Origin of the sequence: Xanthomonas sp. AM6 (assembly GCF_025665335.1) — a bacterium.
In the GTDB taxonomy this organism is placed as follows: domain Bacteria; phylum Pseudomonadota; class Gammaproteobacteria; order Xanthomonadales; family Xanthomonadaceae; genus Xanthomonas_A.
Window position 1 is genome coordinate 244,710 of the sequence record NZ_CP106869.1, and the last position, 22,783, is coordinate 267,492.

A 22,783-nucleotide genomic window follows, 5' to 3' on the forward strand; every position below is an offset into this window, starting at 1 on the left:
GCGCAAGGTATCGGCGGCCGGCGGCGATGCAATGCCTTCGCATCGTTGCCGCCGCCCACCAAGACTGGCCGCCGACGGTCCGAAGGTGGCACAGTGGCGACCGGCGCCGCCGCGCCAACCGCGCGCGCTCCCGCCGCCGCTTTCGCCGCCATGCAGGTCCCCGCCATGAAAACCCGTTCCAGATCCGACTCCGACGACGACCAGCCGCGCCTGGCCGTGCTGATCGATGCCGACAACGCGCAACCGTCGGTGATCGAAGGATTGCTGGCCGAAGTGGCCAAGTACGGCGTGGCCAGCGTCAAGCGCATCTACGGCGACTTCACCAGTACGCGCATGACCCAGTGGAAGCAGGCGCTGCTGAAGCACTCGATCAGCCCGGTGCAGCAGTTCGCCTACACCAGCGGCAAGAACGCCACCGACAGCTCGCTGATCATCGACGCGATGGACCTGCTGTACACCGGCCGCTTCGACGGCTTCTGCCTGGTCTCCAGCGACAGCGACTTCACCCGCCTGGCGCAGCGCCTGCGCGAGGAAGGCCCGACCGTGTACGGCTTCGGCGAGCGCAAGACCCCGGACGCGTTCGTGCAGGCCTGCGACAAGTTCATCTACACCGAAGTGCTGCGCAGCGAGGCGGCCAGCGCCGAGCCGTCGAAGCCGGCGGCCGCGGCGGCCAAGCCGGCGGGCAAGGGGCGCAAGGCGCCGCAGGCTGCGCAGGCGCAAGCCGCCAAGCCCGAGGCCGCGACGGTACCGGCCACCGCCGCGGCGACGCCCGTCGCGCCCGCCGACGCCAAGGCCGCGCCGCTGGCGGCGCCGCTGAAGCTGCTGCGCCAGGCGATCGAAGAGGCGTCCGACGACCAGGGCTGGGCCGGGCTGGGCAGCGTCGGCAGCTACCTCAACAAGGTGCGCCCGGATTTCGACCCGCGCCTGTACGGGCACAAGAAGCTCAGCGACCTGCTGCGCCGGCTGTCGGCGCAGTTCGAGATCGAGGAGCGCGGCAACGAGGGCGGCGGCAAGCGCATCTTCGTGCGTTCGCGCAATTGAGCCGCGCAGCCGCTGTATGCGGCACGGCCGCGTGCGCTACCGTCGCAGCGGCCAGGCCGGAGAAGAGGCGATGACCGATAGACCTTACGCGCCTTCCTGCGACCGCAACCGCGAGCCGATCCTGCAGGTGCTGCGGCGGCACTTCGCCGACCGCCGCCACGTGCTGGAGATCGGCAGCGGCACCGGCCAGCATGCGGTCCACTTCGCCGCCGCGCTGCCGCAGTTGGTCTGGCAATGCAGCGAGCGTCCCGAGCACCTGCCCGGCATCGCGCAATGGCTGGCCGCGGCGGCATTGCCGAACACGCCGCCGGCGCTGGCGCTGGACGTACAGGCCGGGCCGTGGCCGGCCGCCGGCTACGACGCGGTGTTCACCGCCAACACGCTGCACATCATGGGCTGGCCCGCGGTACAGGCGTTCTTCGCCGGCGTCGGCAGGCTGCTGACCGACAGCGAGCGCGGCACGCTCGCCGTATACGGGCCGTTCAACTACGGCGGCACGTTCAGCAGCGACAGCAACCGCGAGTTCGATGCCTGGTTGAAGGCCCGCGATGCGGCAAGCGGCATCCGCCACGCCGAGGCGGTCGCCGCATTGGCGCAGGCGCAAGGCCTGGCGCTGCAGGAAGACGTGGCGATGCCGGCCAACAACCGCTGCCTGGTGTGGCGCCGCGGCTGATCGCGCGATTGCATCGGCGGGTGTTGGCCGCTTCGTTGCGACCACGTGACGGCGCAGCTCTCGGCGCGTCATCGCACGCTCACTCCGGTGGCACGAAGGATTAACCGCGCGCTTGCCACTGTGGATCGCCACGGGCCAGTGCATGGCCGGTGACCCCTTTTCACAGCGGAGCGACGCCATGAGCAGCAACAACGAAAGCCGCGATCTCAATCGCGACCCCATCTCCGGTACGCCGGGCTCGCACCCGGTCGGCGTCGGCATCGGCGGCACCGCGGGCGGCGTCGCCGCCGGCGCGCTGGCCGGCACCGTGTTCGGGCCGCTCGGTACGCTGATCGGCGCGGCGGTTGGTGTGGTCGCCGGCGCGGCGGCGGGCAAGGGCGTGGCCGAACGCATCGACCCGACCGGCGAAGCGGAATACTGGCGCGAGGAATACCGCAATCGCGACTACGTCAAATCCGACTACGACTACGATCGCGACTACGCGGCCGCGTACGGCTTCGGCCTGCAGGCGCGCGAGCAGTATCCGAGCCGCAGCTGGGAAGAGACCGAACCCGAGCTGTCGCGCGACTGGGGCACGCGCCGCGGCGAGTCGCGCCTGGAATGGGAGGACGCACGGCTGGCCGCGCGCGATTCCTGGCAGCGCGCCGACACCACCTACCGCACCTACGAAGACACCGACCGCTACTACGCCGAACGCTTCGACAGCGTCGACTATCGCGATGCCGATGCCGGCTACGACGACTACCGCCCGGCCTACCGCTACGGCGTCCAGGCGCGCAGCCGCTACCGCGACCGCGACTGGGACGACCGCCTGGAAACGGACCTGGAAAGCGGCTGGGAGCGTGCCAAGGACCGCTCGCGGCTGACCTGGGCGCAGGCCAAGGCGGCCGTGCGCGAGGCCTTCCATTCGGACCGCTACCCCGGTTCCGATCGCGGCACGCCGCAGGATCCACGGGTCTGACCGCCTGCTGAGTTGAGCATTCGAATCGAGCGGGCGTAGCCGGACATCGCGCGCCTGCTTCGCTCGACGCTCTTCGCCGCGTTCCACAACGCTGCCGGCATGCATGCCGGCAGCTTTTTTTGTGGCGAACCGAATGCTCGGTCCGGTTCACTGTAGGAGCGGCTTCAGCCGCGACCGCTTTCCGTCCTTCGGCGACGTTGGCCGCGCCGCGCAGGGCAGGTCGCGGCTGAAGCCGCTCCTACCAGAGCGCGCGTCAAGCCGCCTGCACGATATGCAGCGCCTTGGGATTGCGCCAGGTCGCCAGCAGCCGCGCTTCGCGCTGCTTGGCCTCGTGCAGGTGCGCCTCCTTGACGTGGCCGTAGCCGCGGATGTGTTCCGGCACGCTGGCGATCTGTACCGCCAGCGCCAGGTTGTCCGCCGCCAGCCGCTCCAGCAGTTCGCCCACGGTGCGTTCGTAGTCGGCGATCAGTTGCCGCTCGCCGCGGCGTTCGGCGCTGTAGCCGAAGATGTCGAACATGCCGCCGCGCAGCACGCGCAGCCTGGCCAGCCACTTGAACGCGGTGAACATCCACGGCCCGTACTCGCGCTTGAGCGCGCGGCCCTGCGCGTCCTTCCTGGCCAGCAGCGGCGGTGCCAGGTGGAAGCGCAACGAATACGCGCCGTCGAACTGCTGCTGCAGCTGGCGCTGGAAATCGCCGCTGGTGTACAGCCGCGCCACTTCGTATTCGTCCTTGTACGCCATCAGCTTGAAGGCGTAGCGCGCCACCGCCTCGGTCAGCGCGGTCGAACCTGGCGCGACGCGCTGTTCGGCGTCGCGCACGCGTTCCACCAGCGCGGCGTAGCGCGCGGCGTAGGCGGCATCCTGGTAGTCGACCAGGAACGCGCGGCGGCGCGCGACCAACTCGTGCAAGGAGCGCGACAGGCGGGTGTCGTCCAGCGGCGCGTGGCCGCTGTCGGCGGCATCGGCGGCGGCCGGCAGGTCGCGCGCCTGGCGGGCGTTGTGCGGATTGCGCGGCGCGGCGCTGGCACCGGCCTCGTGGCCTTCCCATTCGCCCGGCGGCAGCTGCTGCAAGCGCTGCACGGCCGGTTCGGCCCCGGCCGCGGCGCCGCCGGCCATGCCCGCCGCCTGGCGCACCGCGGCCAGGTCCAGCGCCGCCAACCGGCCCCAGGCGAAGGCCTGCTGGTTCATCGCCACCGCGGCGCCGTTGAGTTCGATCGCGCGCATCAGCGCTTCATGCGACAGCGGCACCAGCCCCTGCTGCCAGGCATAGCCGAGCATGAACAGGTTGCTGGCGATGGCGTCGCCGAGCAGCGCGGTGGCCAGTTGCGTGGCGTCGAGCAGCAGCGGCTCGCGCCCGCCCAGGGCCAGCCTGACGCCGGCGACGATGTCGGCGGCGGGGAACTGCATGTCCGGATGCGTGGTGAAGGTGCCAGGCATGGCTTCGTAGGTGTTGAGCACCACCTGCGAGCGGTCGCCGCGCACCTTGGACAGCGCCCAGTAGTCGTTGACCACCACCATGTCGCAGCCCAGCACCAGGTCGGCCTCGCCGGCGGCGATGCGCACCGCGTGCAGGTCCTCGGGCTGGCGCGCCAGGCGGATGTGGGTGGTGACCGCGCCGCCCTTCTGCGCCAGGCCGGTCTGGTCGAGCACGCTGGCGCCCTTGCCTTCCAGGTGCCCGGCCATGCCCAGCAGCGCGCCGATGGTGACCACGCCGGTGCCGCCGACGCCGGTGATCAGGATGTTCCAGGGCTGCGCCAGGTCGCTGCGGAAGGTCGGTGCCGGCAGGTCCTGCAACAGCGCGGCCGCGTCGGCCTTGCGGCCCTTGCGCAGCTGCCCGCCATGCACGGTGACGAAGCTGGGGCAGAAGCCGGAAACGCAGGAATAGTCCTTGTTGCAGCCGGACTGGTCGATCTGCCGCTTGCGCCCGAACTCGGTCTCCTTCGGCAGCACCGACACGCAGAAGCTCTTCTCGCCGCAGTCGCCGCAGCCTTCGCAGACCAGCGAGTTGACCAGCACGCGCTTGGCCGGATCGGGCAGCTTGCCGCGCTTGCGCCGGCGCCGCTTCTCGGTGGCGCAGGTCTGGTCGTAGATCAGGATGCTGGTGCCCTTGACCTCGCGCAGGCGCTTCTGCACCGCGTCGAGCTCGCTGCGGTCGTGGAATTCCACGTCGCTGGGGAACTGCTCGCGGCGCCGCGTCCACTTGCCGATGTCGTCGCTGACCAGGGCGATGGTGTGCACGCCCTCGGCGCGCATCTGCCGGGCGATGTCGGGCACGCTCAGGGTGCCGTCCACCGGCTGCCCGCCGGTCATCGCCACCGCGTCGTTGTAGAGGATCTTGTAGGTGATGTTGACGCCGGCGGCGATCGACTGGCGGATCGCCAGCGAGCCGCTGTGGAAGTAGGTGCCGTCGCCCAGGTTCTGGAACACGTGCGGGGTGTCGGTGAACGGCGCCTGCCCGGCCCAGGTCACGCCTTCGCCGCCCATGTGGGTGAAGGTGTCGGTGGACCGGTCCATCCACGTCACCATGTAGTGGCAGCCGATCCCGCCGAGCGCGCGCGAGCCCTCCGGCACCACGGTGGAGGTGTTGTGCGGGCAACCGGAGCAGTAGTGCGGCACGCGCGGGAAATTGGCGCGCGGCAGGGCCATTTCCGCTTCCTTGGCCTCCATCCAGCGCAGCCGCTGCTCGATCGACTCGGTGTCGAAGAAACGCTGGATGCGCTTGCCGATCACCCCGGCGATGGTCGCCGGCGTCAGCTCGCCGGTGGACGGCAGGATCCACTCGCCGGCCTCGTCGTACTTGCCGACGATGCTCGGGCGCGGGCCGGCGCTGGCCGGCCAGTTGTAGAACTGCTCCTTCATCTGCCGCTCGATGAAGGCCTTTTTCTCCTCCACCACCACGATGTCGTCCAGGCCCTGCGCGAACGCGGCGATGCCCAGCGGCTCCAGCGGCCAGGTCATGCCGACCTTGTACACGCGGATGCCGATGTCGCGGCAGGCGCGCTCGTCCAGGCCCAGGTATTCCAGCGCCTGCAGCACGTCCAGGTAGCTCTTGCCGGTGGTGACGATGCCCAGCCGCGCATGCGGCGAATCCAGCACCGTGCGGTCCACGCCGTTGGCGCGGGCGAAGGCCTGCGCGGCGCGCACCGCATAGCGATGCAGGCGCATTTCCTGGTCCAGCGGCGGATCCGGCCAGCGGATGTTGAGACCGCCCGGCGGCAGCTCGAAATCCTCCGGCAGCACGATCCGCCGCGCGAACGGATCCACCTGCACCGAGGCCGAGGACTCCACCGTCTCGGCGATGGTCTTGAAGCCGATCCAGCGCCCGGTGTAGCGGCTCATCGCCCAGCCGACCAGGCCCAGGTCGAGGATGTCCTGCACCCCGGCCGGATTGAGCACCGGCATCATCGCGCTGACGAATTCCTCTTCCGAGCCGTGCGGCAGGGTCGAACTGCGGCAGGCGTGGTCGTCGGCGGCCGGCGCCAGCACGCCGCCGTGGCGCGAGGTGCCGGCGGCGTTGCCGTGCTTGAACACGTCGCCGCAGCGGTCCACGCCCGGCCCCTTGCCGTACCACATCGCGTACACGCCATCCACGCGCGCGCCGGGGAACAGGTTGGTCTGCTGCGTGCCCCACACCATGGTCGCGCCCAGGTCCTCGTTGAGGCCGGGCTGGAACTTCACGTTGGCTGCGTCCAGGTGCTTGCGCGCGCGCCACAGCTCCAGGTCGAAGCCGCCCAGCGGGCTGCCGCGGTAGCCGCTGACGAAGCCGCCGGTGTTGAGCCCGGCGGCGCGGTCGCGCAGCTGCTGCATCAGCGGCAGGCGCACCAGCGCCTGCACGCCGGACAGGTAGATGCGGCCGTCGGTGCGGGTGTACTTGTCCTCCAGGGTGTAGCCGGCGTCCACGCCGGTGGCCGGCACGGCGAGGGAGGACGGCGGACGCGGATCGGCGATGCGGTTCATGGCTTGCCCGGAGATGGAAGGCTGGCGCGTGCGCGGCAGGCCACGCACGATCGGCCGATTGTATCAGCGGCCTTTTGTGCGCCCGCCTCTCGCCCCCGGCCGCCGACGCGGTTAGGATGCGGTTGGGGGAGGGGACCACCTCCAAGGGGTTGTCAGCAGTGAATGCACATAAATACGCACTGGCCGCGATGCTGGCCTGGGTGAGCGTGGCCGCGGTCGATGCGCAGGCGCAGGCCCTGCCGGCGCCGAAGGAGTTCTACTTCGACCAGGACCGTTCCACCACGCGCCCGGTGACCGCGCTCGCCGGCAGCGGCGATGCGCTGGTCGATCGCCTCGCCAGCACCGTGCAGCGCGATCCGAACGCGGCCGAGGCGCGCGCGCAGCTGGCGTCCATCGCCATGGCCGGCGGCCGCCGCGAACTGGGCGAAGAGCTGTACCAGGCGGCGCTGCGGTCGCTCACCGCCGGCGCGCAGCGCCGCCAGGTCGAGTGGAACTACGGCTGGGACCTGTTGCGTGCCGGCGACCCGGCGCGCGCGCTGGCGCAATGGAGCGGCCTGGTCAACGGCCGCCCGGCGGCGCCGGACTGGGTGCCGCCGACGCTGGCGCTGGTGCTGTGGCGGCTGGACCGCAAGGACGAGGCGGTGAAGTGGTACGCCGCCGCCGTGCGCACCTGGCCCGAGCAGTGGGGGGCGGGCGCCGATTTCGCCAAGCTGCTGCCGGCCTGGCGCGACGACGAACGCGCCACCCTGGGCGAAGTGCAGGCCGCATGGCAGGCCAAGCCGCCGGCGTGGCCCTGAGGCGCGGGTGCTTGCGCGGCGTGGCGCGGAGCAGGCGACGCTCCTGATGGCGTAGTGCATCGGAAATCCGCGACCGGGTCGGTTGCGGTTGAAGGCCGCCGAAAGTTGCTCTGCAGGATGCGCAGCGGGCCAGCCCGGTGCACTGCAGGAGGGATTTCGGCCCTGGTATCCGACGCCGCAGATCCAATGCTGCGCGCGTCGCGACTGAAGTCGCTCCCACAAGGGGCTGCGGCGAGGGGCTGGCTGCGCTGTGGAGAGTTTCAGGTCTCAACCGCGCACTGCGGCTGAAAGGCCTTCGCTTCGCCGGTCGCGGCTGAAGCCGCTCCTACAAGGAGGCATGGCGAGTGGCCGGAAATGTTGTGGGAGCGACTTCAGTCGCGGCACGGCGCGGCTCCGTGGGCTAGTGCAGCCAAGCCGCGCCCGGCGGCGCGGCGAGCACGGCCACGGCTCCGCACATCGCAGCGATGATCCCGCGCGCAGGCCAAAGGCCCGTGGCGAGCGGGCCGGGACGCAACTGTGGGAGCGACTTCAGTCGCGACGCAGTGCAGCCGGATGCGCTGGCACAGCCAAGCAGCGCATCGGCGCACGAGGTGCCCGGCCACGGCCCGGCCGCACACCGCATGCGATGATGGCGCCGTACCCGCCAGACTCCTGTTGTATCGATGGCTTTCGACGCGTTCGCCCTGATCCTGGCCATGCTGGCGCTCGGCATGCTGTTCGCGCGCTTGCGCGCGCTGCCGGCCAACACCACCGAAGTGCTCAACAGTGTGGTGCTGTACCTGTGCCTGCCGGCGTCGGTGCTGATCTACGTGCCGCGCCTGCAGCTGGATGTCGCCCTGCTCGGGGTGATGCTGACGCCGTGGCTGCTGACCGGCGCGACCGTGCTCGCGGTGCTGGCCCTGCGCCGGCCGCTGCGCCTGCGCCGCGACCAGCATGCGGTGCTGCTGCTGTGCGTGGCGCTGGGCAACTCCAGCTTCATCGGCTATCCGATGGTGCGCGCGCTGCTGGGCGAGGCGGCGCTGCCGTATGCGGTGGTCTATGACCAGTTCGGCACCTTCGTGCTGCTGTCCAGCTTCGGCCTGTACGTGCTGGCCCGTTACAGCGGCGAAACCCCGCTGTCGCCGCGGCAGACGCTGCTGCGCATGGCGAGGTTTCCGCCGCTGTGGGCGCTGGCCCTGGCGCTGACGCTGATGCCGGCGCAGCCGCCGGCGTGGATCGCCTCGGGCCTGCAGCACCTGGCCGATGCGATGCTGCCGCTGGTGATGCTGGCGGTGGGGTTCTCGATCCAGCTGCGGCTGCCGCGCGAGGAGCTGAAGCCGCTCGCCGCCGGGCTGCTGCTGAAGCTGCTGCTGTTGCCGGCGCTGGCCTGGCCGCTGTCGTGGGCGCTGGGCCTGCGCGGGCAGGCGCTGCAGGCCAACGTGCTCGAATCGGCGATGCCGACGATGATCACCGCGGCCGCGCTGGCGATCTCGCACCGGCTGGCGCCGCGCCTGGCGGCGGCGCTGGTCGGCTACGGCATCCTGCTGTCGCTGGCCACGCTGCCGGCCTGGGCGTGGCTGCTCGGGGCGCTGGGCTAGCGCCCTTCTGCAGGAGGGGTTTCAACCCCGACCGGGCGTTACCGATATGTCCCCGTCGGGATCGAGCCCCACAGGGATCGACGCCCGTTTGGCCGCTCAGTCCGCCGGCACCGTGCGTTCGCGCGCCCATTCGCGCAGCGCCTGCACCTGCTCGGCCATCACCACCGACAGCGGCCGCGTGCCGCGGATCTCCTGCATCAGCAGCTCGGTGTCCAGCGGCCGGCTCTCGGCGTGCGCGGCATACAGGCCGGAGACGATGGCCTGCTCGATCTCGGCGCCGGAAAAGCCGTTGGCCGCCGCCGCCAGCGCGGGCAGGGCGAAGTCGTCCTCGCGCAGCGCGCGCCGCGCCAGGTGCAGGCGCAGCAGTTCCACCCGCGTGTCCGCATCGGGCAGGTCGACGAAGAAGATCTCGTCGAAGCGGCCCTTGCGCAGCAGCTCGGCCGGCAGTTCGTGCACCTGGTTGGCGGTGGCGACGATGAACACCCCGCCGGCGCCAGCCTGGGCGCCGCGTTCGGCCATCCAGGTCAGCAGGTAGCCGAGCACGCGCCGCGACACGCCGCCGTCCTCGCCGCCGCTGGCCAGGCCCTTCTCGATCTCGTCGATCCACAGCACGCACGGCGCCAGCTGCTCGGCCGCGGCCAGCGCGCCGCGCAGGTTCTTCTCGGTCTCGCCGTGGTACTTGTCGTACAGCGAGCCGAAGTCCAGGCGCAGCAGCGGCACGCCGAAGCCGGCCGCGGTGGCCTTGGCCAGCATCGACTTGCCGCAGCCCTGCACGCCGAGCAGCAGCACGCCCTTGGGCGGGTCCAGCCCGGGCGGGGCGCTGCCGGCGAACACCGCGCGGCGCTGCTCGATCCAGCGCTTGAGCCGGCGCGCGCCGGCCACGTCGGCGAAGCGGGTGGCGTCGTATTCGTAGTGCAGGTGGCCGCTGCGGTTGAGCAGCTCGAACTTGAGCTTGGCCAGCTGCGGCAGGTCGGAGGCGTTGAGCGCGCCGTCGGCGTAGATCAGCTGGCGGGCGATGCGCCGCGCGTCGATCAGGCTCAGCCCCTGCAGGTTGCGCAGGATCTGCTTGATCGCCTCGCCGTCCACCTCGACCCGGCGCCCGCCGAACTCGCGCGCGTAGCCGGCCGCCTCTTCCTGCACCATCTTCAGCAGCGCGTTGGCGTCGGGCAGGCGCGGGTTGAAGCGGGTGGCCAGCGCTTCCAGCTCGGCCGGCAGCTCGATCTTGGCGCCGATCAGCACCAGCACGTGCGGCTGGCAGTGGCGGCGCTCGACGATGTCGCGCAGCAGCCGCTGGTGGCTGGCGTAGCCCAGGTACGGCACCACGTCCAGCAGCAGGTAGATGCCGCGCTGGTCGGCCTGCTTGATCGCCTGCAGCACCGCGCTGGCGTCGGGCGGGCCGCTCGGCTCGTCCTCCCGGTCCAGGTCGATGCGGCGCATGCCCTCGGTGATCGACCAGCGGTACAGCGCGCGCCAGACCTGCATCAGCGCCTGCCGGAACAGCGCCACGATGCGCGCCTCCTCCTGGGTCTCGATGACGATCAGGGGGGTGTTGGCGCGGATCAGCGCGGTCAGGTCCTGCAGCTCGCTCATGGGCGGTCCGTTGCCGTGGGGCCGCCACGATAGCAACGCGCCGGCCCGGCTGCCACGCATTGACTACCGGCCAACGGGGGGCCGGTGTACGCTGCGGCCTCTTCTTCCGGAAGCGAGGCGCGCATGAAGACGATCCTGGTGGCCGGCTCCAAGGGCGGCGTGGGCAAGACCACCGTCGCCACGCACCTGGCCGCGTACTACGCGCTGGCCGGCAAGCGCACGGTGCTCGCCGATGCCGATCCCCAGGGCTCCTCGACCCGCTGGGCCGAGCGCCGCGCCGGCCTGGACAGCGCGGTGCTGCCGATCGACGCCAGCCGCAAGCGCAACTGGCGCGCGGCGCTGCCGGACGACGCGCAGCGGGTGATCATCGACGGCGCCGCCGGCGCCATGGCCGAGGACCTGGCCCAGTTCCTGGACGAGGCCGACGCGGTGGTGGTGCCGGTGATGCCCTCGGCGCTGGACATCGAGGCCACCGTCGGCTTCCTCAACACCCTGGCCAAGGTGCCGCGGGTGCACCAGCGCAAGTTGCCGGTGGGGCTGGTGATCAACCGCAGCAAGCCGTGGACCCATGCCACCCAGCAGGCGCTGGAGATGCTCGGCGGCTGGCCGTACCCGGTGCTGGCGCAGCTGCGCGACAGCCAGGCCTACGTGGTGCTGGTCGGCCTCGGCCGCAGCCTGTTCGACTACCGTTCCGCCCAGGTCCGCGATCACCAGCAGGACTGGGAACCCTTGCTCAAGTGGCTCAAGAAGGCCTGACCGATGACGATCGTGCTGCGTGAAGTGATCCTGCTGCGCCATGCCCATGCCGAACCGGCCGATACCGGCCAGGCCGATTTCGACCGGCCGCTGTCGCCGCACGGCCTGGCCGAGGCCGAGGCCGCCGGGCGCTGGCTGCTGGAGCAGCGGCTGGTGCCCGACCGGGTGCTGTGCTCGCCGGCACGGCGCGCGCGCGAGACCCTGGAGGCGGTGCTGGGGCTGACCGGCTACGTCGAACAGCGCCTGGAGCCGCGGGTCTACGAGGCCACTTCCGGCACCCTGGCCGCGTTGCTGGACGAGCATCGCGACGTTGAGCGGCTGCTGCTGGTCGGCCACAACCCGGGCCTGGAGCAGCTGGCGGCGCTGATGCACAGCGGCCAGTCCGGCGACTACCGCGGGATGCCCACCGCCAGCGTGGTGGTGCTGAGCGTGCCGCAGGAGGCGGCGATCGAGCCGGGCGTGGCCCGATTGACCGCGTTCTGGTGGCCCTGAACGCATCGCGCCGGCGCCTGCGCCCGGCGCTGTGCATGGCGCTGCTGTCGGCCTGCCTGCTGCCGGTGTGCGGCAGCGCGCAGGCGCCGCCGCTGTCGCCGGGCGAGCACGCCTTCGACCAGGCGCAGTCGCGCTTCGGCTTCGAGATCCGCACCCGCTTCGGGCAGCGCATCGAGGGCTTCTTCCCGCGCTTCGAGGGCACCGTGGAGATGCTGCGCGACGGCCGCCACCAGGTGCGCCTGCGCCTGTTCACCGCCTACGTGCAGATCCCCGGCAAGCCGCGCTACACCGGCTGGATGCGCGGCGAGGATTTCTTCGACGCGGCGCGCTTCCCGACCGTGTCGTTCGATTCGCAGCCGTTCTCCCCGACCTTGCTGACCAGCGGCGGCGCCGTGGTCGGCACGCTGAACATCCGCGGGATCAGCCATACCGAGACGCTGACCATGATGCCGTCCGCCTGTGCCCGTCCAGGCTATGATTGCGACGTGATCAGCCGCGGTACGGTTCTGCGTGGACGTTATGGAATGGACAAGTGGGATCTGGCCTTGAGCGATCGGGTCACCTTCGTGCTGCGCGCACGGTTGACGGAGGCGGGCGCTCCGTGACCTCACTGCTGCGGGTCCTGGTGCTGGCGGCGATGCTGCTCGGCAGCGGTTGCGCGAGCCTGTCGCAGGCCCAGCACGGCCGCGCCGTGGCGATCGCCGAGGCCGCGCGCGACCACCAGGTCGACTGCACCCAGGCCGACCGCTGCGCGCTGGCCTCGCCGCTGCGCGGACTGGCCGGCAAGGCCTTCGCCGCATCCGCCGAGCAGGCCCCGCACCACTACGCCACGATCCTGGACCATGGCGAGGAAGCGCTGGTGGCGCGGGTCAACCTGATCCGCAGCGCCAGCCGCAGCATCGACCTGCAGACCTACATCTTCGACAAGGACGACAGCGCGCGGCTGGTGATCGACGAACTGCTGGCCGCGGCGCGGCGCGGAGTGCAGGTGCGGGTGCTGATCGACCAGCTCTCGGCGATCTCCGACCTGCAGATCCTCGGCGCCCTGGCCGGCGCGCACCAGAACTTCTCGCTGCGCATCTACAACCCCACCTTCGGCCTGGCCAAGCCCAACTACATGCACTACGCGGCCAGCGTGCTGTGCTGCTTCCGCCGCTTCAACCAGCGCATGCACAACAAGCTGCTGGTGGTGGACGACGCGATCGGCGTGGTCGGCGGGCGCAACTACCAGGACGACTACTACGACTGGGACAGCGAGTACAACTTCCGCGACCGCGACGTGCTGGTGGCCGGGCCGGTGGCGCGGAGCATGGCCGCCAACTTCGACGCCTACTGGGCGGCGCGGCGCAGCGTGCCGGTGGCGCGGCTCAACGACGTCGGCAAGCTGCTGCTGCGCGACGGCGTGCCGCCGATGCCGCCGGCGCAGTTCCTGCGCCCGGAGCGGGTGCAGCGGGTCAGCGAGGAGGCCGCCGACCCGGCCTTCGTCGCCGATGCCTTCGTGCTGCCGGCGCTGCCGGTCAGGCACGTGGACTACGTCGCCGACCTGCCGCAGAAGCACCGCCGCGAACACGGCCCCAAGGCGATCTCGACCGCGCCCAGGCTGGACAGGCTGATCGCCGAGGCGCAGCAGGAAATCATCCTGCAGACCCCGTACCTGGTGCTGTCGGACCCGGCGCAGCAGATCTTCCGCGACCTGCGCAAGCGCGCGCAGCCGCCGAAGGTGATCGTGGCCACCAACAGCCTGGCCGCCACCGACAACCCGGTGGTCTACGCGCTGTCGTACAAGTACAAGCGCCGCAACCTGCGCGAGATGGGCTTCGACATCTACGAGTACAAGCCGTTCCCGCTCGATGCGCCGGTGGACTACGCCAACCTGCTGCCGTCGCCGCTGCAGCTGCCGGGCAGCGAGGAGGCCGGCGGCCGCAACCCGCTGATCGGCGGCAGCGCCGCCGGCAGCAACGCGCGCAGCGGCCGCAGCGCGGTGCTCGGCAGCGGCAGTGGCGGCAGTGGCGACGGCCGCCGCGGCGACGGCAGCGCGGTCGACCGCCGCGTGCTGCGCACCGAGACCCGGCCCTCGTTCCTCAGCCGCCGCGTGGCCAACCGGCCGCTGCCGGTGACCCGCGACGGCGCGCGCATGGGCCTGCACGCCAAGTCGCTGGTGGTGGACCGGCGCATCGGCGTGATCGGCACCCACAACTTCGATCCGCGCAGCGAGACCTACAACACCGAAGGCGCGGTGATCATCGACGATCCGGCGTTCGCCCAGGCGCTGGCGGCCAGCATCGGCCGCGACATCGAGCCGGAGAATTCGTGGACGGTGGCGCCGCGGATCAAGCCGCCGGTACTGTCGGGGCTGAACTACAGCATGGGCAAGGCCTCCGAGGCGCTGCCGGTGCTGGATTTCTGGCCATGGCGCTACGCCACCAACTACGAATTCCAGCCCGGCCCGGACTGCCCGGCGCCGCTGACCCGGCGCGATCCCGGTTTCCACCGCTGCTACAGCGCGGTCGGCGACTTCCCCGAGGTCAACGTCGGCCCGAAGTGGCTGCTGGTGCGGATGCTGACGGCGTTCGGCTCCGGACTGGTCCCGATCCTCTGAAGGCCGGGATCGGGGAGTCGGGATTGGGGGATTCGCAGAGCGGGTCCCTCGCGCCGACAATCCCGCTTTTGCCAATCCCGAATCCCGAATCCCCAATCCCGGACACACACAAATGGCCTTCCGCGACTCCGTCGACCTCGATGCCCTCAACGCCGCCGCCCGCGGCACCCTGATCGCGCACCTGGGCATCGTCTTCACCGAGGCCGGGCCGGACTGGCTGCGCGCGACGATGCCGGTCGATGCGCGCACGCTGCAGCCGTACGGGCTGCTGCACGGCGGCGCCTCGGTGGTGCTGGCCGAGACCCTGGGCAGCAGCGCCGGCAACCTGTGTGTGGAACCGGACCGGATCTGCGTGGGGCTGGAGATCAACGCCAACCATCTGCGCGCCGCGCGCGCCGGCACCGTCACCGGCACCGCGCGGCCGCTGCACGTGGGCCGCGCCACCCAGGTCTGGGAGATCCGCATCGAGGACGCGGCCGGCAAGCCGGTGTGCGTGTCGCGGCTGACCCTGGCGGTGATCGCGCGCACCTAGGACGCGGGTCAACTCCGATCCGGCAGCGAGGTAGGCCTGCTGCGGATGCGGGCGACGGAGCAGCCGCGCCGCGCGACGACTGCCCCGGGCGCAGGCGCGGTCCGGCCGCTTGCCTTGCCGCCAGGCGGCGCCGTGCGGATCGACCCGGCACCGGTCGGCGCTGCGCCATGCAGCCCGTTCGCGGTCGGCCCGTCGCCTTGGCCGGTTGCGACCGATGGGCCGACGGCCGGCCCTGGCAGCGGCGGCAACGCCGCGTCCGGCAGTGCAGGTGCCCGGGCGTGGCCGGCGCGTTCGGGTCCGGGCCGCCGACAGCCCGTTAACGCATCCTCAGCCGCAACCGTCTTCATGCTGACACAATAGGGTGCTTCCCTCCCGGCTTCCGGTACCCTTGTCCGAATGAGCGAGTTCTCCCCACCCGCCACGCGCCACCACGGTGGGGCGCTGCGCTGGGTCCGTTACGGCTACCGTGTTCCGTTGCTGGCGCTGCACGTGTTCGTGTCGCTGCCGTTCCTGCTGACCTGCATGGCGCTGTCGCCCGGCCGCGCCGGCACCGAATCCTTCGGCGACCGCGTGGTGTGCTGGTGGTCGACCTGGCTGCTGCGCATCTTCGGCCTGCGCGTGCGCCGCGTCGGCACGCCGCTGCCCAACCCGGTGCTGTTCGTGGCCAACCACGTCAGCTGGATCGACATCGTGATGCTGCACAGCCAGCGCATGATGGGCTTCGTCGCCAAGCGCGAGATCGCCGGCTGGCCGCTGGTCGGCTGGCTGGCCACGCGCGGGCAGACCATCTTCCACCAGCGCGGCAATACCGAATCGCTGGGCGGGGTGCTGCAGGCGATGCTGGAGCGGCTGCGCACCGGGCGCTCGGTCGGGGTGTTCCCGGAAGGGCGCACCCGCGGCGGCCACGAGGTCGGCCCGTTCCACGCGCGCATCTTCCAGGCCGCGGTGGAAGCGGAGGTGGCGGTGCAGCCGGTGGCGCTGCGCTACGGCGCCGGCGGTTCGGCGCAGACCGTCGTCGCGTTCGGCCCGCACGAGAGCTTCTTCGCCAACTTCCTGCGCCTGCTCGGCGAGCCGGGGCGCGTGGCCGAAGTGCATTTCCTGGAGCCGATCCGGCTGCAGGACGTGGAAGGGCGCCGGCGCATCGCCGAAATCTCGCGCGCGCGCATCATCGCGGCGATGGCGCAACGCTGAACATGGAACACTGCGGCCCGGGCGATTTGACCTATTGCTCCAATCGCCCGGCGCAAGCTCGCTGCCGATGATGAATGCCGCCGACTACCTCCCCCCGCGTTGGCTGCGCAACCCGCACCTGCAATCGGTGCTGGGCTCCAGCGCGCTGCGCGTGCGCCGCGGCGAACAGCTGCTCGCCGCCAGCGGCGCGACCACCACCTCGCACATCCTCGACGGCGGCGACGGCGTGCGCCTGCAGGGCTGGCTGAGCGTGCCGGCCGACACCGCGCCGCGCGGCACCGTGCTGCTGCTGCACGGCTGGGAAGGCAGCGCCGACTCCAGCTACATGCGCCTGACCGCCGCGCAGATGCTGGCGCGCGGCTACCAGGTGTTCCGGCTCAATTTCCGCGACCACGGCGGCACCCACCACCTCAACGTCGACCTGTTCCATTCCGAGCGCCTGGACGAAGTGGTCAACGCCGCCGCCGACCTGTGGCGGCGCTTCCCGGCGCCGGCGCTGCTGGCCGCCGGCTATTCGCTGGGCGGCAACTTCGCGCTGCGCCTGGCGCTGCGCGCGCCGGCCGCCGGCCTGCCGCTGCAGCACGTGGCGGCGGTGTGCCCGCTGCTGGATCCGGCCAAGACCATGCAGCGGATCGAGAACGGCCCGCAGTTCTACGACTGGTACTTCCGCCGCAAGTGGCGCGAATCGCTGCTGCGCAAGCGCGAACTGTTCCCCGAGCGGCACGGCTACGACGACGCCACGCTGGCGCTGGACATGCGCGAGCTGATGGCCTGGCTGGCGCAGCGCCACGCCGGCTTCGCCAGCCTGGACGCGTATTTCGACAGCTATTCGATCGCCGGCGATCGCCTGCTGGGCCTGAGCGTGCCGGCCGACATCCTGATGGCCGAGGACGACCCGGTGATCCCGCTGGACGATTTCCGCAGCTGGCGCCTGCCGCCGCCGGCGCGGCTGGAGATCGCGCGCTGGGGCGGGCATTGCGGCTTCATCGAGAACGCGCGCGGCGACGGGTTCGCCGAGCGCTGGGTGGCCGAGCGCCTGACCGACGGCCTGCCCGGCTGATCCTGGCGTGCGCCGGCGCGGGCCGGCCGGAACGTCCCGCTACAATGCCGGTTTGCCCAGAGCCGGACCCTCATGCAAGAGCAAATTCTCGACGCCCTGCGCCGCCAGGCCAACGCTGACGCGCTGCGCATCGCCCAGACCTGGGCGGCCGACGCCGCCGGCGACGCGCAGGCGCACCGCTGGCTGGCGCTGGCGCAGCAGCAGAACGGCGACACCGCCGCCGCGCTGGCCAGCATCGACCAGGCGATCGCGCTGGCGCCGGAAGACGCCGGCCTGCACCTGCTGCGCGCCGGCATGCTGCTCGGCGCCAACGACCTGGCCCAGGCCGAGGACGCGCTGGCGCGCACCGCCGCGCTGGATCCCAACCAGTTCCTGGCCTACGTGATGCGCGCGCACCTGGCGCTGGGCCGCGGCGACCTGGACGAAGTGGAACGGCTCAGCCGCACCGCCGCGCGGCTGGACCCGGAGCATCCGCAACTGCTGGGCCTGGACGGCATGCTGGCGCTGCGCCGCGGCGATGCCGATCGCGCGCTGGCGCTGCTGTCGCGCGCCAGCAAGGCGCTGCCCGACGATCCGCGGCTGCTGTACGCGCTGGGCTTCGCCTACCTGGAGAAGCAGCACCTGGCCTTCGCCGAGACCGCGTTCCGCCGCGTCGCCGCGCTGACCCGCGGCACCAGCGCGCTGATGGCGCTGGTCGCGCAGCTGGCGCACCGCCAGGGCCGGCTCGACGACGCGATCGCGGCGCTGGACGCGGTGCTCGCCGACCCGGTCAGCGACACCGCCGGCATGCGCCGGCTGGCCGGCGAATACGCGCTGCAGGCCGGGCGCCCGGACGACGCGTTGGAACACCTGCGGCGCGCGCTGGGCGCCGCGCCGGCCGACCGCCGCACCCTGCACGCGGCGCTGATCGCCTGGCAGCGGCTGGGCGCGGTCGACGACGCCCGCGCCACCCTGGAGGCGGCGCTGGCCACCACCACCGACGCGCACGACCTGTGGCTGGCGCGGCTGGCGCTGGAGCCGGTCGGCGGCGCCGAGGCGCGCGCGCTGATCGCGCGCTGGCAGGCGGCGATGCCGACCCACGTGCCGGCGCTGGAAGCGCAACTGCGGGTGCACGACATGGCCGGCGAAAGCGAGCAGGCCGAAGCGGTGGCGCAACGCATCGTGGCGATGGAACCGGGCCGCATCAGCGGCGAGGAACGCCTGGTCGAGGCGCTGCTGGAGCGCGGCGAGCATGACGCGGCGATCGGCCACGTGCGCGGCCTGATGCTGCGCCTGCCCGAGAACGAGCAGACCCGGGTGCGGCCGTGGCTGGCGGCGGTGCAGGACGCCGCCGGGCGTCCGGCCGAGGCGCTGGCGACCTGGCTGACGTTCCAGCAGGAGCAGCTGCCGCACCTGCTGCCGCTGCCGCCGCTGGGCCAGGCCCCGGCGCAGTGGCCGGCGCTGGCGCAGATCGATCCGCAGATGCGCGCCCGCCCGCTGTTCGTGTGGGGCGCGCCGGGCAGCGGCGTGGAGCGGCTGGTCGCGGTGATGGGCGCGGCCAGCCAGGTGCTGCGCAACGACCGCTTCGGCGCGCAGCCGCCGACCGACGGCTTCCAGCGCTACCGCACCGTTCCCGAGCTCGACAGCGGCGAACTCGACGGCGCGGCGCTGGTCGCCGAGTGGCGCGCGCAGCTGCCGGCGCGCGGCATCGACGACGGCAACATCGTCGACTGGCTGCTGTGGTGGGACAACGCGCTGCTGCGCGCGCTGCGCCCGCAGCTGCCGGAAGGGCGGCTGCTGATCGCGCTGCGCGATCCGCGCGACATGCTGCTGGACTGGCTGGCCAACGGCGCGCCGACGCCGCTGGGCCTGGCCTCGCCGGAGACCGGCGCGCAGTGGCTGGCGGCGCTGCTGACCCAGGTCGCCGAGCTGCACGAACAGGACCTGTATCCGCACCGGCTGCTGCGCCTGGACGGCATCGAGGCCGACCCGGCGGCGGTGGCGGCGGCGCTGGAGCAGGCCTTCGGCATCCCCTTCCCGAGCGTGCCCACGGTCGGCCCGCCGCGCCTGCCGGCCGGGCACTGGCGCGCCTACGCCGAACCGCTGGCGGCCGCCTTCGCGCTGCTCACCCCGGTCGCGGTGCGGCTTGGGTACGCTGAAACCTGATCCCCCACCTGGAGTTCTTCGCATGCGTCTTCGCAGTGACAGCATCCAGCCCGGCCAGCCGATCGCCGCGACCTACGCGATGGGCCAGGCCGACGGCTTCGCCGCCAACCGCAACCCGCACCTGGCCTGGGACGACGTCCCGGCCGGCACCGCCTCGTTCGTGCTGCTGTGCATCGATCCGGACGTGCCGACCGTGGCCGAGATGGTCGGCCGCGACGACGTGCAGATCCCGGTCGAGCAGCCACGCACCAATTTCGTGCATTGGGCTGCCGTTGAGATTCCCGCCGGGCTGCGCGAGATCGCCGAAGGCAGCGCCAGCGACGGCGTGGTCGCCAGGGGCAAGCGGCCACCGCCGGGGTTGCCTGGCGCGCGGCAGGGCCTGAACAGCTACACCGACTGGTTCGCCGGCAACGCCGAGCTGGGCGGGGACTACTACGGCTACGACGGCCCGTACCCGCCGGCCAACGACCTGCGCGTGCACCGCTATTTCTTCCGCCTGTTCGCGCTGGACGTGGCCACGCTGGACCTGCCGGCCCGCTTCACCGCCGCCGACGCGCTGCGCGCGATGCAGGGCCATGTGCTGGCCGAGGCCAGCCTGTACGGCACCTACAGCCTGAACCCTGCGCTTTAAAGCCCTCTCCCCGGGAGAGGGGTTGGGGTGAGGGTCCGGCGCGAAGCGTCTCGCGGAATGGGTGCACGAGGCTTTCGCCCGCTTCCCCTTCGGGACACCTTCCCGCGAAAAAGGGGGGCCATGGTCCCGAATGGGAGAAGGGAACGGCGCAGCGTTCTTTTAGCCCCTCTCCCACCGGGAGAGCGGGTGGGGCGAGGGTATGCCCGCCAAGCGCAGCCAGGCCGCCCTCAGGCCGCCGGCAACCACAGCAGCAGCGCCGCGCCCAGCACGATGCGGTACACCGCGAAGGCGGTGAAGCGGTGCGACTTGATGTAGCCCAGCAGCCACTTCACCACGATGAAGCCGGTCGCCACCGCGGCGGCGAAGGCGATCGCCACGTCGCCCCAGTCCTCGCTGCCGACCGCGCCGTCCTTGTACAGCTCCAGGAACGAATAGCCGCTGGCCGCGAACATGGTCGGGATGCCGACCAGGAACGCGAAGTCGGCCGCGGCCGAGCGCTTGCTCAGGCCCAGCAGCATCGCCAGGAAGATCGTCGCCGCCGAGCGCGAGGTGCCGGGGAACACGCCGGCCACCACCTGCGCCAGGCCCACCGCGATCGCCACCTTCCAGGTCACCAGCTCGCGCTCGGGCATGCGCGCGGCGAAATGCTCGGCCACCAGCATCCACACGCCGCCGATCACCAGCGCCCAGGCCACCGGCTGCACGGTCTCCGGCAGCTGCCAGCCGGCCTTGCGCACCGCCAGGCCGACCACCGCGGTCACCAGGAACGCGGTGCCCAGCTTGAGCACGTAATCGCGGTTGGCGCGGTCGCCCAGGCCGGTGGCCAGGGTCCACAGCCGCTGCCGGAACACCAGGGTGGTGGCCAGGATCGCGCCGGCCTGGATCACGATGTTGAAGAAGTCCGAACGGCGGCCGAGCCATTGCTCGGCGATCAGCAGGTGGCCGGTGCTGGAGATCGGCAGGAACTCGGTCAGGCCTTCGATGATGCCCAGCAGCAGGGCGGAGAACATGTCGCTCATGGGGGAGGTTCGGCTCGTGGGGGAGGGGAGCCGGGCAAGGATAGAGCATTGCTCGAAGCACCATTTTGGTGCTCAAGCCGGTCATCGCACAGATTTGGTGCGGACCTCGCGCCCTGTTCGCGTGCGCCCTTCACCAAAATCAAGGACTTGTGAATCCGTCACAGTTGGCACGGCGATTGCTGTCACTGGATCAAGTCATTCACCCACCCGAGGTTGCATCGATGTCTGCGGAAAATATTGAGAAGCTGGTCAAGGACAACAAGGTCGAGTTCGTCGACCTGCGGTTCGTCGATATGCGCGGCGTGCAGCAGCACGTGACCTTCCCCGTGAGCATCATCGAGCCGGCGCTGTTCGAAGAGGGCAAGATGTTCGACGGCAGCTCGATCGCGGGCTGGAAGGGCATCAACGAGTCGGACATGGTCCTGCTGCCCGACGCCGACACCGCGTTCATCGATCCGTTCATGGCCGACCCGACCCTGGTCCTGACCTGCGACATCCTCGACCCGGCCACCATGCAGAGCTACGACCGCGACCCGCGCGGCGTGGCCAAGCGCGCCGAGGCCTACCTGAAGTCCAGCGGCATCGCCGACCAGGCGTTCTTCGGCCCGGAGCCGGAATTCTTCATCTTCGACGGCGTGCGCTTCGGCAACGAGATGGGCCACACCTTCTTCAAGATCGATTCGGAAGAAGCGGCGTGGAGCAGCGGCAGCAAGATCGAAGGCGGCAACAGCGGCTATCGCCCGGCGGTCAAGGGCGGCTACTTCCCGGTGCCGCCGACCGACTCGCTGCAGGACCTGCGCGCGGAGATGTGCAAGACCCTGGAGCAGGTCGGCATCGAGGTCGAGGTGCACCACCACGAGGTGGCCACCGCCGGCCAGTGCGAGATCGGCACCAAGTTCAACTCGCTGGTGAAGAAGGCCGACGAGCTGATGATGATGAAGTACATCATCAAGAACGTCGCCTACCGCAACGGCAAGACCGCGACCTTCATGCCCAAGCCGATCGTCGGCGACAACGGCTCGGGCATGCACGTGCACCAGTCGCTGGCCAAGGGCGGCACCAACCTGTTCTCCGGCGACGGCTACGGCGGCCTGTCGCAGCTGGCGCTGTGGTACATCGGCGGCATCTTCAAGCACGCCAAGGCGATCAACGCCTTCACCAATTCCGGCACCAACAGCTACAAGCGCCTGGTCCCGGGCTTCGAGGCGCCGGTGATGCTGGCCTACTCGGCGCGCAACCGCTCGGCCTCGTGCCGCATTCCGTGGGTGTCCAACCCGAAGGCGCGGCGCATCGAGATCCGCTTCCCGGATCCGCTGCAGTCCGGCTACCTGACCTTCGCCGCGCTGATGATGGCCGGCCTGGACGGCATCAAGAACCAGATCGACCCGGGCGCGCCCAGCGACAAGGACCTGTACGACCTGCCGCCGGAAGAAGAGAAGCAGATCCCGCAGGTGTGCTCCAGCCTGGACCAGGCGCTGGAAGCGCTCGACGCCGACCGCGAGTTCCTCAAGGCCGGCGGCGTGTTCAGCGACGACTTCATCGACGGCTACATCGCGCTGAAGATGCAGGAAGTGACCAAGTTCCGCGCCGCAACGCACCCGCTGGAATACCAGCTGTACTACGCCAACTGAGTTCCACGCGCGGCGGTGGCGAAGGTCTCCCCTCCCTCCTTCGCCACCGCCGCCACCTACTCGGCTGGGGAGCCGTGCCGGTGGTCCGCGCCGAACCAGATGCAGCAGGTTTTCCAGGGGATGCACCACG

At 71.2% G+C, this 22,783-nt stretch carries 18 protein-coding genes; 15 read left to right on the top strand and 3 right to left on the bottom strand.

From position 1 onward, the window contains the following. Positions 1-165 precede the first annotated feature (165 nt). The 3 genes from OCJ37_RS01025 (at position 166) to OCJ37_RS01035 (ending at position 2,675) form a co-directional block, all read left to right on the top strand. On the top strand, positions 166-1,041 hold the full coding sequence (locus OCJ37_RS01025) for an NYN domain-containing protein (RefSeq protein ID WP_263111810.1): 876 nt from the start codon (positions 166-168) through the stop codon (positions 1,039-1,041). A 70-nt stretch (positions 1,042-1,111) separates the two neighbouring features. Then, complete coding sequence (locus tag OCJ37_RS01030; protein ID WP_263111811.1) at positions 1,112-1,714, top strand: DUF938 domain-containing protein; 603 nt, start codon at positions 1,112-1,114, stop codon at positions 1,712-1,714. A gap of 178 nt (positions 1,715-1,892) precedes the next feature. After that, positions 1,893-2,675, top strand: a complete 783-nt coding sequence (locus OCJ37_RS01035; protein ID WP_263111812.1) for a hypothetical protein — start codon at positions 1,893-1,895, stop codon at positions 2,673-2,675. Between the two features lie 253 nt (positions 2,676-2,928). Here OCJ37_RS01035 and OCJ37_RS01040 read toward each other — a convergent pair whose 3' ends face one another. After that, complete coding sequence (locus OCJ37_RS01040; RefSeq protein WP_263111814.1) at positions 2,929-6,633, bottom strand: indolepyruvate ferredoxin oxidoreductase family protein; 3,705 nt, start codon at positions 6,631-6,633, stop codon at positions 2,929-2,931. Positions 6,634-6,821: 188 nt separating this feature from the next. Here OCJ37_RS01040 and OCJ37_RS01045 point away from each other — a divergent pair, with 188 nt between their 5' ends. Beyond that, positions 6,822-7,430, top strand: a complete 609-nt coding sequence (locus OCJ37_RS01045; protein ID WP_263113540.1) for a tetratricopeptide repeat protein — start codon at positions 6,822-6,824, stop codon at positions 7,428-7,430. A 662-nt stretch (positions 7,431-8,092) separates the two neighbouring features. After that, positions 8,093-9,007 carry an AEC family transporter gene (locus tag OCJ37_RS01050; protein ID WP_263111815.1) on the top strand — a complete coding sequence of 305 codons (915 nt, stop codon included), beginning with the start codon at positions 8,093-8,095 and terminating at the stop codon, positions 9,005-9,007. 96 nt (positions 9,008-9,103) lie between these two features. On the opposite strand, the gene OCJ37_RS01055 is transcribed toward OCJ37_RS01050, so the two are convergent. Then, positions 9,104-10,597, bottom strand: coding sequence for an AAA family ATPase (locus OCJ37_RS01055; protein WP_263111817.1), 1,494 nt, complete (start codon positions 10,595-10,597; stop codon positions 9,104-9,106). Between the two features lie 123 nt (positions 10,598-10,720). Between OCJ37_RS01055 and OCJ37_RS01060 the strand changes: the two genes are divergently transcribed. The 9 genes from OCJ37_RS01060 to OCJ37_RS01100 all read left to right on the top strand — a co-directional run bounded on the left by OCJ37_RS01060 (position 10,721) and on the right by OCJ37_RS01100 (position 20,003). After that, on the top strand, positions 10,721-11,353 hold the full coding sequence (locus OCJ37_RS01060) for a nucleotide-binding protein (RefSeq protein WP_263111818.1): 633 nt from the start codon (positions 10,721-10,723) through the stop codon (positions 11,351-11,353). A 15-nt stretch (positions 11,354-11,368) separates the two neighbouring features. Beyond that, positions 11,369-11,845 (top strand): SixA phosphatase family protein, encoded by a 477-nt coding sequence (locus OCJ37_RS01065; protein WP_263113541.1) that lies wholly within the window; start codon positions 11,369-11,371, stop codon positions 11,843-11,845. Continuing rightward, the gene (locus OCJ37_RS01070) at positions 11,836-12,450 is read left to right on the top strand and encodes a YceI family protein (protein WP_263111819.1); all 615 of its coding nucleotides are present in this window, start codon (positions 11,836-11,838) and stop codon (positions 12,448-12,450) included. The genes OCJ37_RS01065 and OCJ37_RS01070 overlap by 10 nt, the downstream gene beginning before the upstream one ends. After that, positions 12,447-14,444, top strand: coding sequence for a phospholipase D family protein (locus tag OCJ37_RS01075; protein WP_263111820.1), 1,998 nt, complete (start codon positions 12,447-12,449; stop codon positions 14,442-14,444). Before OCJ37_RS01070 ends, OCJ37_RS01075 begins: the two co-directional genes overlap by 4 nt. A 112-nt stretch (positions 14,445-14,556) precedes the next feature. Beyond that, on the top strand, positions 14,557-14,976 hold the full coding sequence (locus tag OCJ37_RS01080; protein WP_263111821.1) for a hotdog fold thioesterase: 420 nt from the start codon (positions 14,557-14,559) through the stop codon (positions 14,974-14,976). Positions 14,977-15,372: 396 nt separating this feature from the next. Continuing rightward, positions 15,373-16,167: a lysophospholipid acyltransferase family protein gene (locus OCJ37_RS01085; protein ID WP_263111822.1), complete on the top strand. Its 795-nt coding sequence runs from the start codon at positions 15,373-15,375 to the stop codon at positions 16,165-16,167. Between the two features lie 70 nt (positions 16,168-16,237). After that, a complete protein-coding gene (locus tag OCJ37_RS01090) occupies positions 16,238-17,227 on the top strand; it encodes a YheT family hydrolase (RefSeq protein WP_263113542.1) in 990 nt (329 codons plus the stop codon). A 72-nt stretch (positions 17,228-17,299) separates the two neighbouring features. Further along, complete coding sequence (locus OCJ37_RS01095; protein WP_263111823.1) at positions 17,300-19,372, top strand: tetratricopeptide repeat protein; 2,073 nt, start codon at positions 17,300-17,302, stop codon at positions 19,370-19,372. 22 nt (positions 19,373-19,394) lie between these two features. Then, positions 19,395-20,003, top strand: a complete 609-nt coding sequence (locus OCJ37_RS01100) for a YbhB/YbcL family Raf kinase inhibitor-like protein (protein ID WP_263111824.1) — start codon at positions 19,395-19,397, stop codon at positions 20,001-20,003. A 227-nt stretch (positions 20,004-20,230) separates the two neighbouring features. Here the strand turns inward: OCJ37_RS01100 and OCJ37_RS01105 are convergent, their stop codons facing one another. Beyond that, a complete protein-coding gene (locus OCJ37_RS01105) occupies positions 20,231-21,022 on the bottom strand; it encodes an undecaprenyl-diphosphate phosphatase (protein WP_263111825.1) in 792 nt (263 codons plus the stop codon). Positions 21,023-21,243: 221 nt separating this feature from the next. Here OCJ37_RS01105 and glnA point away from each other — a divergent pair, with 221 nt between their 5' ends. Beyond that, complete coding sequence (gene glnA / locus OCJ37_RS01110) at positions 21,244-22,653, top strand: type I glutamate--ammonia ligase (protein WP_263111826.1); 1,410 nt, start codon at positions 21,244-21,246, stop codon at positions 22,651-22,653. The last annotated feature ends 130 nt before the right edge of the window (positions 22,654-22,783 follow it).